The 14003-nt window shown below is 60.8% G+C and carries 11 protein-coding genes; 10 read left to right on the top strand and 1 reads right to left on the bottom strand.

The window, feature by feature from the left end:
• The first annotated feature begins 352 nt into the window (after window positions 1-352).
• The 5 genes from MOV75_RS00285 to MOV75_RS00265 are packed head-to-tail and all read left to right on the top strand — an operon-like array spanning window position 353 to window position 6487.
• A complete protein-coding gene (locus MOV75_RS00285) occupies window positions 353-2041 on the top strand; it encodes an MFS transporter (RefSeq protein WP_247004386.1) in 1689 nt (562 codons plus the stop codon).
• Window position 2042: 1 nt separating this feature from the next.
• Complete coding sequence (locus MOV75_RS00280; RefSeq protein WP_247004383.1) at window positions 2043-2879, top strand: alpha/beta fold hydrolase; 837 nt, start codon at window positions 2043-2045, stop codon at window positions 2877-2879.
• The gene (locus MOV75_RS00275; RefSeq protein WP_247004381.1) at window positions 2879-3655 is read left to right on the top strand and encodes a short-chain dehydrogenase/reductase; all 777 of its coding nucleotides are present in this window, start codon (window positions 2879-2881) and stop codon (window positions 3653-3655) included. The genes MOV75_RS00280 and MOV75_RS00275 overlap by 1 nt, the downstream gene beginning before the upstream one ends.
• A complete protein-coding gene (locus MOV75_RS00270; RefSeq protein WP_247004379.1) occupies window positions 3642-4952 on the top strand; it encodes a hypothetical protein in 1311 nt (436 codons plus the stop codon). The genes MOV75_RS00275 and MOV75_RS00270 overlap by 14 nt, the downstream gene beginning before the upstream one ends.
• A 2-nt stretch (window positions 4953-4954) precedes the next feature.
• A complete protein-coding gene (locus tag MOV75_RS00265; RefSeq protein WP_247004377.1) occupies window positions 4955-6487 on the top strand; it encodes an AMP-binding protein in 1533 nt (510 codons plus the stop codon).
• A gap of 759 nt (window positions 6488-7246) precedes the next feature.
• On the opposite strand, the gene MOV75_RS00260 is transcribed toward MOV75_RS00265, so the two are convergent.
• Window positions 7247-8041, bottom strand: a complete 795-nt coding sequence (locus MOV75_RS00260; RefSeq protein ID WP_247004375.1) for a carbon monoxide dehydrogenase subunit G — start codon at window positions 8039-8041, stop codon at window positions 7247-7249.
• Window positions 8042-8295: 254 nt separating this feature from the next.
• Here MOV75_RS00260 and MOV75_RS00255 point away from each other — a divergent pair, with 254 nt between their 5' ends.
• The 5 genes from MOV75_RS00255 to MOV75_RS00235 are packed head-to-tail and all read left to right on the top strand — an operon-like array spanning window position 8296 to window position 13727.
• Window positions 8296-9177, top strand: a complete 882-nt coding sequence (locus MOV75_RS00255; protein ID WP_247004373.1) for a xanthine dehydrogenase family protein subunit M — start codon at window positions 8296-8298, stop codon at window positions 9175-9177.
• Window positions 9177-9656 carry a (2Fe-2S)-binding protein gene (locus tag MOV75_RS00250; RefSeq protein WP_247004371.1) on the top strand — a complete coding sequence of 160 codons (480 nt, stop codon included), beginning with the start codon at window positions 9177-9179 and terminating at the stop codon, window positions 9654-9656. Before MOV75_RS00255 ends, MOV75_RS00250 begins: the two co-directional genes overlap by 1 nt.
• Window positions 9653-10414, top strand: coding sequence for an N-acyl homoserine lactonase family protein (locus MOV75_RS00245; protein ID WP_247004370.1), 762 nt, complete (start codon window positions 9653-9655; stop codon window positions 10412-10414). Before MOV75_RS00250 ends, MOV75_RS00245 begins: the two co-directional genes overlap by 4 nt.
• Window positions 10411-12804 carry a xanthine dehydrogenase family protein molybdopterin-binding subunit gene (locus tag MOV75_RS00240; RefSeq protein WP_247004368.1) on the top strand — a complete coding sequence of 798 codons (2394 nt, stop codon included), beginning with the start codon at window positions 10411-10413 and terminating at the stop codon, window positions 12802-12804. The genes MOV75_RS00245 and MOV75_RS00240 overlap by 4 nt, the downstream gene beginning before the upstream one ends.
• Window positions 12801-13727, top strand: coding sequence for a helix-turn-helix domain-containing protein (locus tag MOV75_RS00235; protein WP_247004366.1), 927 nt, complete (start codon window positions 12801-12803; stop codon window positions 13725-13727). Before MOV75_RS00240 ends, MOV75_RS00235 begins: the two co-directional genes overlap by 4 nt.
• The last annotated feature ends 276 nt before the right edge of the window (window positions 13728-14003 follow it).

Raw genomic sequence — 14003 nt, 5'->3', positions numbered from 1 at the left:
CGAAGTAGCCGTGGACGGCGATTGCAAATCGCGCTTCGTAACTCGCAGGTCGCGGGGGCATAAGATAATTCTATTTATGGATCACTTCTTAATATTTCCAAACAATAGCGCGCAACAGTAGCGTTTTGATGGCTACCGAACGGCGCGGCTTGGATGAGGAGTCGTCTACCGCGCGAGTTAGTTGAACGAGTCGTTCGATTGTCGCCAGCCTCCCAGAAACAGACCGATGAGTGTGCCGGTGGCACGCACGACGGTCCAACAACGCAAGAAAGCAATCCCGGGTCCGCAGTCACCAATCGCGGACAGGCGCCAAGATTGCTCGAACCAGGAAACGCAAGAGGGATCATATACCATGAGTGTTTTGGCTTCGACTTCCATAGCCGAAAGCGCGCCGGTCGAGAGAGGTACACAGACTCGGGTACTGATCGCGTCGTCCCTAGGGACGATGTTCGAATGGTACGACTTCTTCCTCGCGGGCGCGCTGGCCGCAGAGATATCGAAGAGCTTCTTCTCGGGCGTCAATCCGCAAGCTGCGTTCATTTTCACTCTTTTGAGCTTCGCTACCGGCTTTGCTGTGCGTCCGTTCGGCGCACTGGTGTTTGGCCGGATTGGCGACCGGGTCGGCCGCAAGTATACCTTCTTGGTCACGATCGGGCTGATGGGAACAGGCACGTTCTTGATCGGCCTGCTGCCCGGCTATGCCAGCGTCGGCATCATTGCGCCGATCCTTTTCATTTCCATGCGAATGCTGCAGGGCCTCGCCCTTGGCGGAGAATATGGCGGTGCCGTGGTCTACGTGGCGGAACACGCGCCCAACGAGCGACGCGGCGAGAAAACGGCATGGATCCAGACGACTGCCGTTCTCGGACTGCTGCTGTCGCTCGCCGTAATTCTGCCGTGTCGCGCAATCCTAGGCGAAGAGCAGTTCACTGCGTGGGGGTGGCGCATTCCGTTCCTGCTGTCGATAGTCCTGCTCGCGATATCGCTGTGGGTGCGCACGCGCCTCAACGAGTCGCCCGAGTTCACTCGCATGAAGGAAGAGGGCCGAACCAGCAAGGCGCCGATCAGGGAAGCATTCGGTGAGTGGAGGTACCTGAAGCTGGTTCTGATCTCGCTTTTTGGCATGTCGATGGGGCAGACAGTGGTTTGGTACACCGGCCACTTCTATTCAATGTTCTTCCTGACCCAAATGCTCAAAGTCGATGGTAGCACGGCCAACCTGATGATCATCATCGCCGCAGTCATTTCGATGCCGTTCTATGTGATCTTCGGCAGATTGTCCGATCGCATTGGCCGCAAGCCGGTGTTCCTGGCGGGTTGTCTGATTGCATCGGTCACCATTTTTCCGATCTTCCAGGCGCTGACGCACTACGCTAACCCTGCGCTCGAGGAGGCGCAGAAGGCGGCTCCGATCTCGGTGGTAGCAGATCCCGCTGAGTGCGGCTTCCAGTTCAATCCGACGGGCACAGCGACTTTCACCAGTTCGTGCGATATCGCGCGCAGCGCGATCACGAAGGCGGGCCTGAACTACCGGTCGGTCTCAGCCCCAACTGGCTCGGTGGCGACGATTCAGGTCGGTCAGGCGACGGTCGAGTCCTATAATGGTCGCGACCCTGATGCAGCCGCCAAGGCCAAGCGCCTCGCGAGCGACTTCGGCGCTGCTTTGAAGAGCGCGGGTTACTCGGTAGGGCCGGCGAACCCGGACAACATCAACAAGCCGATGATCGTGCTGCTCATCCTGTTGCTCGCACTGGCCGGAGCGATGCAGTACGGACCGATCGCGGCGATGTTCGTCGAACTGTTCCCGTCTCGCATCCGCTACACCGCAATGTCACTGCCGTATCACGTCGGCACCGGCTGGTTCGGTGGATTCCTGCCGGCGACGGCATTCGCGATATCGGCAAGTACAGGCGATATCTACGCAGGTCTCTGGTATCCAGTCGCGCTGTCTGGAGCCTGCTTCGTGATCGGCCTGCTGCTGCTGAAGGAGACGAAGGGCGTCAACATCTACTCATTCGGAAAATCTGAGGGAGGCATGTAAAGTGCCATTCGTCCAATCAGAAGGCGTGCGGATCTACGCCGAGTCGACCGGAACTGGTACACCGATCGTCTTCGTGCATGAATTCGCTGGCGACTACAGGAACTGGGAAAACCAGGTCCGCTTCTTCGCCCGCAAGCATCAATGCATCACCTTCAACGCGCGCGGCTATCCGCCCTCAGATGTTCCTGAGGATGTCGAGCAATATAGCCAAGCGTTGGCGGTGGAAGATATTGCTAGCGTGCTGCGGCACTTTGGCGTCGAACGCGCCCACATCATCGGGCTCTCGATGGGCGGCTATGCCACGCTCAATTTCGGTCTCGCTCACCCGGAGATGGCTCTGTCGCTTGTGGTGACCGGAGCCGGTCACGGGTCCGATCCGGACAAGCGGATGCAGTTCTTGCACGACAGCTCCGAACTGGCTGATCGATTGATCAAGCTCGGCATGCAGGAGGGTATCGTTCACTACGCGAACAGCCCGATCAGGCGGCGATACAAGGAAAAGGATCCGCGCGGCTTCGAGGAATTCAACCGGCAGTTCGCGGAACACTCCGCCATTGGGTCGTCGCTCACCACGCGAGGCTGCCAATTGCGCCGACCTACCATTTACGGTCTCGAGGCGGGCCTCAGGGTAATGGACATCCCCACACTGGTCGTAACCGGCGACGACGATGAGCCTTGCCTGGAGCCTGCGCTGTTCATGAAGCGATGCATCCCGGATGCCCGGCTTTGGGTTGTTCCGCGGACGACGCATCCGGTCAATCTGGAAGAGCCAGAGATGTTCAACCGGGTTGTGTCTGATTTCATCTCGGACGTCGAATATAAGCACCGGAGCAAGTGATGGACCTTGGACTCAAAGGGAAATGTGTCGTCATCACCGGTGGATCGCGGGGAATTGGCTTTGCATGCGCCAAGGCGTTCCTTGAGGAAGGAGGACAGGTCACGATCGTTGGTCGGAACGAGCAGTCCGTCCGGGCATCTGCAGACAAGCTGTCGCGAGAGCACGGCGCCCGGATTGTCGGTCTTTCCATCGATCTCGGAAAACAATCCGATGCGTTACGGCTCCAAGAGAGCCTGCGATCGGCGGACGTTGTGGTGAATAATGCTGGCGCGATTCCCGGTGGCGGTCTTCTGAGCATCGATGACGATACATGGCGTCAGGCATGGGAGCTGAAGGTCTACGGCTACCTCAACGCCGTTAGGACGGCGCTGCCTGCCATGATGGACCGCCGGTCAGGTGTCATCGTCAATGTCATCGGCATTGCTGGGGCGAATCCGCGGTATGACTATGTCTGCGGATCTATGGCAAATGCCTCGTTGATCAGCTTCACGAAAGCGGTCGGCGCCCACGCAACCAGCAAGGGCGTCCGCGTGGTCGGCGTCAATCCAGGTCCGACCAGGACGGAACGGTTGATCTCGCTCTACCGGGGAATTGCTCGGGAGCGGTTTGGGGACGAAGAGAGGTGGCAGGATTGCCTGACGCACCTTCCGTTCGGACGGCCAGCCACTCCGGAGGAGATGGCCGATCTCGTGGTGTTCCTCTCATCCGCTCGGGCGTCTTACCTCAGTGGCGTCGTCATCGATGCGGACGGCGGAGCGATGTATGCCCCGTCTTGACGTTCTCGATAGCGCCAGACTCAACTCCCGAACCGTCCTCGAGAGTTTGCGAGCCATCGGCGGCTCGGCAGCCGTCGATCTCGGGCCCGGAGATCTGGTCGCCGTGGAGATCGCCGCCGCGTCCCGGCGATGCCTGGTGGTGTCGTTCGACTACGAGCGTAACCATGGCTCGATCGGGGTGCAGGAAGCGACGCAGTTAGTCAATGCCTTTCGGCGCGTTCGAAATACCGACGCGGCCTTGGCTCTAGTTCTAGATACCAGCGGCATACGCGTCACCGATGGTATCGCGGGTATCGCCTCGCTCCGCATGATCTTGCGCGAAGCTCTCGATGCTCGGCTAGACGGGAAAGACATGCTGGCGGTGGCGACGAACCATACGTTTGGCGGCGCCAGCATGCTTGCGTCACTGTGCGAGCTCCGGCTGATTGATGGATGCTGCGCGTTCGCAATGTCGGGGCCGAAGCTCATTGCGCACTCCGCTAATCCGGACTCCGATGACTTGGGTACGATCGGCCGGCTGATTTCGGGAACCGCACGGGCGTCGTGCTCTACGCGGTTCGAGCTCATGCCCGCGGCCAAAGAGGCGTTGATCGAGAGATTTCGCGCCTGGTTGTGCGCGGCGCCGATCGGGAGGCTTACGCTGGAGCAATTGGCCGACTCAGGACGGTCATTGGAGCGGCGCCTTCTGTCGAATGCCCGGGCTGGCCAATCCTGCGACTTGCGAGTCGCCGAGATCGGATCGAGCGTGGGGAATGCTCTGCGTGCGTTCTTTGGTGACGGATACGACGTGGATCGATCGCATAGCATTCCCGTCGTAAGCAGCAAGGCACGGCGAGGCTCGTGGGGATTTATCCTGCAAGCGGACCGCGGGGTTGGGGCTCGACAAGCATTGACGCTCGCGCAGGCGCTGATTGACGCTGCGCGCCCTGACGGTCCGGGGCACTGCCTGGTCATTCTCAATGCTGACGGCCATAGCTCGAGCCTATTCGATGAGCGTTTTGTCCTGTCGGAATATCTCGCGCATCTGGCCTTGGTGATGCGGGCTCTGCATCGTCAAGGGCTGCGCATGGAGCTCGTCGTGGCGGAGCGCGGGGGGGGCGGCATTCAGGCAGCACTCGGCGCCGGAGCCACGTCGGTGACGATGATGGCCGACGCCCAGCTCTTCGTGCTTCCGCCTTTCGCCATGGGGGCACTCAACAAGGCGGCGTTTGCAACTCCAGGCTCGATCGAAGAGGCCGTCCGCGTGGGGGCCGCGGATGGCGTATTCGAAACCAGCGATAGACCGTGGAGCACCTGAGCATGTTTGATGGAAATTTCTATCGCCTTTTTGAGACACAGGTCGAACGCGATCCCCCTGCCTGCGCGCTCGAGCTCGATACCGGCGAGACCATCTCGCGGCGATGGCTTCATGACCTGTCCGGACGATATGCGAGCGCACTCGTGGCGCTTGGGTGCGGGCCAGGCGACCGAATCGCAGTTCAGGTGGAGAAGTCACCTTACGCTCTTGCCTTGTATCTTGCGTGCGTCAGAGCGGGACTTTGGTACCTGCCCTTGAATACGGCCTATCGGTCGAGTGAACTGGCGTATCTGCTCGAAGACGCCCAACCGGCCTTATTCTTTCAGGGAGGAGCGACGAACGGGACACTCAATGGCGATATCGTCCCTCCGGCAACGCGGGCGTTCAGTTTCGATCTAAAGGGAGAAGGTTCGTTCGCACCATTGGCCGAGTTGGCAGCCGCCGCGTTTCCGACCCAGAGGCTATCCGAAGAGGCGACGGCCGCGCTGCTCTATACGTCGGGGACCACGGGCCGCCCAAAGGGAGCGATCATCAGTCATCGGGCGATGTCCTATTGCGCGCGGACGCTAGGCGAGCTGTGGAGGTTTACGCCGTCGGATACCCTTCTCCATACGCTACCGATCTTCCACGGACATGGATTGTTTATCTCGACAAATGTCGCGTTAGCAAACGGAGCACGGCTGCTTCTCCACCCCAAATTTGAGGTGTCTGACGTGCTGCGTGCGTTGCCCCGCGCGAGCGTGTTCATGGGAGTGCCGACATACTATCACCGCCTTCTGGCAAACCCGTCTTTGACCGGCGATCTCTGCGGCAACGTGCGCCTGTTTATTTCCGGATCTGCTCCCTTGTCGGTTGATGTGCACAGGAACTTTGAGGCGAGGACCGGGCACCGTATCCTCGAGCGGTATGGCGCGACGGAAGCGATGATACTCTGCGCCAATCCGGCCGACGGCGAGCGTCGCCCTGGATCCGTGGGGTTGCCCATCCCCGGCGTCGAATTGCGCGTGAGTGATGAGGCAGACGCAGCACTGCCTACGGGCAGCGTTGGAATGATCCAGGTTCGTGGGGCCGGACTGTTCTCCGGCTATTGGAACAAGCCCGAACAGACGCGGCAGGAGTTCACCAGTGACGGCTTCTTTCGCACTGGCGATCTCGGAAAGATTGACTGCGACGGCTACGTGTGGATCACGGGACGCGCGAAGGACCTCATCATCAGCGGCGGTTACAATGTCTATCCGGCCGAAGTTGAGTCGATCATAAACGAACTTCCATCGGTGCGAGAATCTGCGGTCGTTGGAACTCCGCACCCTGATTTTGGGGAGAGCGTGGTTGCGTTTGTCATTCCGTCGGACAACAGCCGACCGCCTATGCCGACGGACATCATCCAGCAGGCCAAAAGCTGTCTCGCAAACTACAAGGTGCCGAAGCAGGTCTTTGTCGTTGACGATCTTCCCCGGAACACCATGGGCAAGATCTTGAAGAACGAACTTCGTAGCTCATTGGCGACAGCGGCTCGAACAGAAGGTGTGTCGTAGGGAATGGCAGCGATTGCCCGGGCTAGGATTGTCCAGACGGGGCCTATGCCTCGAGTTCCTGGCTCAGGCTACAACCCAGCCGGCGAGCGTCCACGGTCAAGGTAGAAGCTCTGACCGGCCAAACTGAGGCTCCAGGCGAAGCACCGGAGCTATCCAGCGATAGTGCAGGAGCTTCGAAGAATGAAACCGGTCCCGCCGATCGCCCCATTATAAGGGGCAAGCCCGGGGGTCGGCAGTTCGCTGGTCGAGTTGCACTGCGATCGAGCATAACTCGAGAGGGGAGCGTGTCCGCTCAAGGCCTGTTTCCGAATGGCCAACCGACCCAGACGGCGGCCGTTGGGAAAACTGCCAAAATGGAGTCATGACTGATAAATGTTTCATGCGAAACGGAGCCAGTTGGCCGACTGATAAGAAAAGATGTAAAAGCTTATCAGTCGAAAAGAGTCTGCTAGTAGTATCCATCCGGCGACGACCCCTCATTGGTTCATCCCGTAGCACCGCAGGACCGCTGCAAAGATCCACCAACGAGAGCGGGCTATCTCAAAGACGCGACCGCCGCTGCCTCCATAGCCAAGGAGGAACAGTAAGCCCACTAACAAAATGGTGCGCGGGAACGGTTGACCGCAGACTATCTCGACAGCCGCTTGCATCAGCTTCCGGACATCCCGAGTATTGCGCAGCTATTGGAAGCAAGGACGGAGCGCCTGCCCAGAACAAGGCTGGCTGGCAGCCCGTCAGACCAGCGGCCGAAAGCGGCCGCTAGACGCTATTCCTGCTGCTGCGCGCCCCAAACAGATAACCGATCGCTGCCGCCATGATCAGCTGAACCAGGCTGGCGACATCCGAGGAAATCTGAGTGCGCCCATCTGCCGGATCGCGCGCAGGAACGAGGATCGGCAGGATGTCCCGGTAGTGAAACCAGATGATCGCCGCGCCGATAATCAACACAGCCGCCGCAAAGGCGCGCCACGGAAAGTGCCGTCTATCGGCTTGGTGAGAGACCGCCCTTGCAGATCCGAAGCGGGCCTCTCCGTGGCCCTCGCCGGTGAGCGCTCCCGGGCCGGAAGGCGCCTTGCCTTCCCGGTCCGGTGCGGCGGTTGCGATCGGAGACTGTGCGTGGCGGAACTCCTGGGCGAACTTCTCGAAAAACAATGCCGACAACTTCCTGGCGGTGGCGTCGATCAGGCGCCCCCCAAGCTGGGAGAGCTTGCCGCCGATCTGGGCATCAACCTCGTAGTGGAGCAAGGTGCCGCCATCCACCTCTTCAAGACGCACGATCGCGGTGCCTTTCGCAAATCCGGCGACGCCGCCTTGGCCTTCACCGGAGATCTTGTAGCCGTTCGGTGGATCCAAGTCGGACAGGATGACCCCACCTTGGAAGCGAGCCGTCACCGGGCCAACCTTGATCACGACGACCGCCGTCATTTCCGTATCGGATGTCTTCGCGAGTTCCTGACACCCGGGAATGCATGCGCGCAGGACAGATGGATCGTTGAGCGCCTTCCATACGGTTTCCCGACTCGCGGCGACGTGTTGCTGGCCACGCATGTCCATGGCGATCTCTCCTTTAAGGCCGGATACTGGGTGCCCGCCGCCGACGACTCTCGATCGGCAGAACGCCACCGTTGCTTGACATTCCCTGAAGTAGTCTAATAATGCAAGTCAATACGGGGCGACGAATATGTCAAGACGGCGGGGCCGAGTTGCTCGATGGGATGGCTGCCTGATGCTAGACGTTGCGAACGCGCCATGACCCGTGAGCATTCGCTTCTGACCGGCGTGCTGCCGGCGCGACGAGGACGATCGGCATGAAACCCGCACCGTTCGACTATGTACGCCCGAACTCGATCGCCGAAGCGGCCGAGACGCTGGCCTCGTGCGGCGGCGACGGGAAGATCATCGCCGGCGGCCAAAGCTTGATGCCTATGATCAACTTTCGCTTGGTCAAACCGTCCGTACTGGTGGACATCAACGGCCTCCCGGATCTGTCGCGTATCGAGTTGAACGGAAACAGGCTCCGCATAGGTGCGACGGTGCGTCACTACATGACCGCGACCGATCCGGTCATCATGGAACGAATTCCTATTCTCCACGAGGCGATGCGTCATGTCGCGCATCTCACGGTGCGGAATAGGGGTACGTTCTGCGGAAGCGTCTGTCACGCAGACCCGGCCGCTGAAATGCCTTTGATGACCTTGCTGCTAGACGCCGAGATCGTCGCCAAATCGAGCCGCGGCGAAAGGCGAATAGCCGCGCCTGATTTTTTCCTTGGTTCGCTTGTGAATTCTCTCGAACCCGACGAATGCGTCACGATGATCGAAATTGACACCTTGCCCGCGGACGCTGGCTGGGCTTTCGAGGAATTCGCAAGACGACACGGAGACTTCGCGCTCGCCAGCGTCGGAACTACTCTGCGCGAGCGAGACGGGCGGGCGACTGATGTGCGTTTCGGAATGATGGGCGTAGGAGAGATCCCCCTTCGACTCCCCGCTGTTGAAGCCCTCGTCGAGGGGCAAGAAGTCACGCCTCGGCTGATGGACGAAGTCGCCGAACTCCTCGGTGACACGCTGACGCCGAATACCGATCTGCATGCGTCGGCCGACTACAGACGGCACCTGGCCGGAGGTCTGGCCAAACGCGCTCTCGCCGATGCGTGGCGCAGGGCCGAACGCGGAACAGGAGAGGCTTGATGCCCGTCACCGAGGTGACGCTCGTCGTCAACGGCGTGTCCTCCACGCGCAAGATCGAGCCCCGCCTGCTCTTGAGCGACTTTCTGCGGCACGAGCTGGCTCTGACAGGTACGCATGTGGGATGCGAGCATGGCGTCTGCGGCGCCTGCACCGTTCTGCTCGACGGACGCAGCGCGCGATCCTGCCTGACCTTGGCGATCCAGGCTCAAGGCATGCAGGTCGAGACCATCGAAGGACAGGGCACCATCGATTCGCTCGGCCGCATCCAAGAAGCCTTCAGAAGCCATCATGGTCTTCAATGCGGCTTTTGCACGCCAGGTATGATCATGACAATTTCGGACATGCTTCGGCATCACCCGCTTGAAACCGACGAACAGATCCGCGAGGCGTTGTCCGGCAACGTCTGCCGTTGCACCGGCTATCAGCATATCGTCAATGCCGTCCGCGAACTGGCGAAGGAGAGGGGACCTTTGAAATGAAGCTGCACTTCCTTGCCGGCGGCCGTCTGCGCATGCGTCGATCCATCTATGTGCCGGGCGCCGGAAAAGAGGAGACCATAGAACTGCCGGTTCACTCCGCCCTGATCCGACATCCGGAAGGTAATATTCTGTTCGATACGGGCTGCAGTCCGCAGGCGGCGACGGATCCTGAAGGCCGCTGGGGGGGCCTGGCGCGCGTGATGACACCGATCTTCACCGAGGAGCAGACCGTCGTCCGGCAGCTCGGAACAGTCGGCCTGAAGGCGGACGACATCGATATGGTCATATGTTCGCATCTTCACCCTGACCATTGCGGGTGCAACGAGCATTTTCGGCGAGCAACCTTAATGTGTCATTCTGCCGAGCTCGAGGCAGCCCGTGCCGACGGAGCGGAGCAGCGGGGCTATCTTCCACGGGAGTGGAATCAGCCGCAAGGCTTCACGACGTTCGACGGCCAGCGGGACGTCTTCGGCGATGGTCGAGTCGTGCTCGTTCCGTTGCCCGGCCATACTCCGGGTTCGACCGTAGCCCGTGTCGGACTCGATCGGGACGGAACATTCGTCCTGGCTTCGGATGCCGCCCCCCTCCAAGCTGGGATCGAAACCGGCGTGCCGCCGAAGAACACGTGGAATATGGACCTGGCGACGTCCTCTCTGGTGGAGCTCAAGCGAATGCGCGACAGGGGAGAGATTGTCATTTCAGCTCACGACGACGCGCAATGGAAGAAGTTGCGCAAGACCGTGGAGTACTACGAATGACCCGCCCCGCGCCGTCCGTGGAACTCAGGCCCAAGCTCGTCGGCAAACGCATCAAGCGGACCGAGGATCCGCGCCTTCTCACGGGCACCGGCCGGTACGTCGACGATATGAGCCCCCTCGGAACGCTCCATGTCGCGTTGCGGCGTTCGGACCAGCCGCATGCACGGATCACAGGAATCGACGTCGGAGGCGCGCTGTCGGTCCCCGGCGTGGTCGCCATCTACGATGCAGCCGATCTCGAGGGCGAGATCAAACCAGCAATTCCCTCGTCGCGAATGCCGGGATACTACGCGACGCCGATCCGGCCTCTGGCCTCCGAAAAGGTAAGATACGTGGGAGAACCGGTCGTCGCCGTATTGGCCGAAAGCCGGTATGCGGCCGAGGATGCGCTCGAACACATCTCGATCGCCTACGAGGCGCTCCCCTTCGCGATCAGGCAAACAGATGCCGTCAAGGACGACGCGCCTCTCCTCCACGACGAGGCAGGCACGAACACGATTATCCGGAGGGAATTCAAGCGAGGAGACATCGACAGCGTCATCGCTTCGGCGCCGGTAACGGTCAAAGGGCGTTTCCGTATGACACGGAAAACGGCCGTGTCGATGGAAAACCGGTCCTATCTGGCCGAGTGGGATGCGAGAAGGCAATCGCTGACGCTTCACACCTCGTCGAACATTCCGGGCGTCATCCGCGACGTGCTGTCCGAATGTCTCGATCTTCCCGGAACTAGGCTGCGGGTCATTGCCCCGGACGTCGGGGGCAGCTTCGGCGGAAAGGGGTCACTATACGGCGAGGAAATTCTCGTCTGCGCGCTGGCGCGCAAGCTCGCACGGCCGGTGAAATACGTCAGCGACCGCCTCGAGGATCTGTCGGCCACCAGCCAAGCGTTCGACGAACTGATCGAAGCCGAACTCGCGGTCGATAGGGACGGGACGATGCTCGGCCTCCGCGCCGACGTCATCGGAGACGTGGGCGCCTACTCGATCTATCCCTGGACCGCGGCGCTCGAGCCCGTGCAGGTGGTCAGTTTCCTGCCGGGGCCCTACAGGATGGAGCACTATCGGGGCAGGATCCAGGGTGTGCTGACTCCCAAGCCGCCAACGGGGCCCTATCGCGGCGTCGGTCGGCCATCCTCCACCTTCGCTATGGAACGACTGGTGGAAATGGCGGCCCGCAAGCTCGGAATGGATCCCGTCGAATTTCGGCAAAAGAACCTCGTCCGCGACGAAGAGTTTCCGTATCGTACCGCATCCGGAATCATCTGGGACAAGTCCGCGTTTCAGGAGTGCCTCAAGGCGGCTTGCGACCACGTGGATTATCCGGCCCTCGTCCGCGAACGTGACGCGGCACGCTCCGAGGGGAGGTGGGTCGGTATCGGGCTCGCCAGCTACGCCGAACTCACCGGCATCGGGTCGCGCATCTCCGTGGCACCGGGCATGCCTATTAACACGGGTACGGAAACCTCGAAGATCGAGATAGATTCGACCGGATCCGTCACGGCCTCGTTTGGCATTTCCTCGCACGGCCAAGGCCTCGAAACGACCCTCGCTCAGGTGATCGCCGACGAACTCGGCTGCAGACTGGAGGACGTCCAGGTACAGCATGGCGACAGTTCGCTGGTTCCGATGTCGACCGGAACGTATGCGAGCAGGTCGGCAGTTTTGGGCGGAGGTGCAGCCACACTCTCCTCACGCGTCGTCAAGGCAAAGGTCTTGCGAGCCGCCGCCTTCCTGATGGAGCAGAGCGAAGACGATCTCGACATGCACGACGGGATCGTCACCAGCCGTGCCTCCAATCGCACGATGTCGCTGAAGGATGTCGCCTCGGCCGTCTACAAGCAGATGGGCAGGATACCGTTGGATAAGCGCGAGGATCTGGTCGCGTCGGAGACCTACGACCCCTATCTCGGCACGGCCTGTTCATCGACGCATCTGACGATGGTCGAGGTCGATCCTGAAACATATGGCGTTCGGATCTTGCGATACGTCGTTGCCGAGGACTGCGGAAGGATCATCAATCCGCTGATCGTGGACGGACAGGTTCACGGAGCGGTCGCACAGGGTATCGGTGCAGCACTTCTCGAGGAGATCGTGCACGACGATCAAGGACAGGTCTTGACGGCGAGCCTCGCGGACTACCTGGTGCCGGTCGCGACCAATGTCCCCGATATCGGGATCGTTCACGTGGAAGCAGACCTGCCCAACAATATCGGCGGATTCCGAGGAATGGGCGAGGGTGGCACGATCGGGGCTCCGGCGGCGGTCGCGAACGCGGTCGACGATGCGCTCGCCCACCTCGGAATATCGGTCCAGACCCTCCCCGTCACGCCTGAGCGCATCTTCCAGATGCTTCAAAACCCTCCGCCGGCAGGTCCCAGCGCTCCTGCATGATGGAAAGGCACTGTTCGGTCAGGAGAACTGTCGAGATCGTCCTGGACAGCTGGACCTTCCTCGTTCTGCGCGAAGCATTCTTCGGTGTTCGCGGCTTCGGCGAACTGCAACGCAGACTGGGTATCCCGCGTCAGACCCTGACGACGAGGCTCGCGGCTCTCGTCGCCAACGAAATCTTGGTGAAGGACGAGGCCACCGGCGAGGGCAGGAATGGTTACTTCTTCACCGAGCGAGGCAAAGATCTTTTTGCTTCGATGCTGTCGCTCATGGAGTTCGGCGACAAGTGGCTGACCGGTGGCCGTGCGGCCCCGCTGAAGTTGACGCATACCTGCTGTCGCAGCCCTTGCAATCCAGTGACGGTGTGTTCTGCATGCCGCGAGCCGGTGAATGCACGTGACGTCTCGTTCCGCGACGGCCCGGGAGCCGGCCGTTCATCCTACGAGGTCAGGCCAAGAAGCCGGCGCAGTTCCGACCCGGCCCTTCTGGAGCGCGCGCGGCCTTGCTCGGTCGCCCGGACCCTCCAGATCATCGGAGATCGCTGGAGCTTTCTGATCATGCGAGAGGCGTGGTTCGGCGTGCGTCGATTCGACGAGATGGCGGCGAACCTTGGTATCGCGAGCAACATCCTTTCCGATCGGCTGACACGCCTGGTAGGGAACGGTATATTCCGAAAAGAGCCATATCGAAGCGGCGGGGACCGCTTTTCCTACCGCTTCACCGAGATGGGCCATGACCTCTACCGCCCGATGGTCGTCATGATGCGGTGGGGCGATCGCTGGTTGTCCCAGGAAGGCGCGCCGCTCAGGCTTCGTCATAGGCCGTGCAATTCCGATTTCGAAGCCTTGGTCGTTTGTAGCCATTGCACACAGCCAATCGATGCGAACACGACGACCTACGCGGCAAATTACGCGCTCAGCAAGTAGACCCGACAGGGCTTCCGGGCCGAAGCCTTGCCTTTCGCGGCCGGTGATCCTCGTCGGGCCACCAAGGTGCCTCAACTTCCGTTAACACCCTAACCGTTCTCGAAACTCCATGTTGGTTTAGGGGGCACTTCATGCCATAGGAAGAGGGACTCCGATCGGAGATGCAGAGTTGATCCGAGCGACCTCCACCAAACGCCGAGAGCCTCCGAAAAAGCCGTCCCCCCGAGGCAAGGACGTCGCCGAGGTCCGTGAGCGCAAAAGCTCAGTTGCCCGCGC

Origin of the sequence: Bradyrhizobium sp. PRIMUS42 (genome assembly GCF_023006515.1) — a bacterium.
Lineage (GTDB): Bacteria > Pseudomonadota > Alphaproteobacteria > Rhizobiales > Xanthobacteraceae > Bradyrhizobium.
Note: the sequence above shows the minus strand (reverse complement) of the source record. Positions and strands in the feature narration are given on the sequence as shown.

What these genes read in the sequence shown, in the direction of transcription:
- MOV75_RS00285 (WP_247004386.1), top strand. Translation starts at nt 353, where the DNA reads ATGAGTGTTTTGGCTTCGACTTCCATAGCCGAAAGCGCGCCGGTCGAG.
- MOV75_RS00255 (WP_247004373.1), top strand. Translation starts at nt 8,296, where the DNA reads ATGAAACCCGCACCGTTCGACTATGTACGCCCGAACTCGATCGCCGAA.
- MOV75_RS00260 (WP_247004375.1), bottom strand. Translation starts at nt 8,041, where the DNA reads ATGGACATGCGTGGCCAGCAACACGTCGCCGCGAGTCGGGAAACCGTA.
- MOV75_RS00265 (WP_247004377.1), top strand. Translation starts at nt 4,955, where the DNA reads ATGTTTGATGGAAATTTCTATCGCCTTTTTGAGACACAGGTCGAACGC.
- MOV75_RS00235 (WP_247004366.1), top strand. Translation starts at nt 12,801, where the DNA reads ATGATGGAAAGGCACTGTTCGGTCAGGAGAACTGTCGAGATCGTCCTG.
- MOV75_RS00245 (WP_247004370.1), top strand. Translation starts at nt 9,653, where the DNA reads ATGAAGCTGCACTTCCTTGCCGGCGGCCGTCTGCGCATGCGTCGATCC.
- MOV75_RS00250 (WP_247004371.1), top strand. Translation starts at nt 9,177, where the DNA reads ATGCCCGTCACCGAGGTGACGCTCGTCGTCAACGGCGTGTCCTCCACG.
- MOV75_RS00270 (WP_247004379.1), top strand. Translation starts at nt 3,642, where the DNA reads ATGCCCCGTCTTGACGTTCTCGATAGCGCCAGACTCAACTCCCGAACC.
- MOV75_RS00275 (WP_247004381.1), top strand. Translation starts at nt 2,879, where the DNA reads ATGGACCTTGGACTCAAAGGGAAATGTGTCGTCATCACCGGTGGATCG.
- MOV75_RS00240 (WP_247004368.1), top strand. Translation starts at nt 10,411, where the DNA reads ATGACCCGCCCCGCGCCGTCCGTGGAACTCAGGCCCAAGCTCGTCGGC.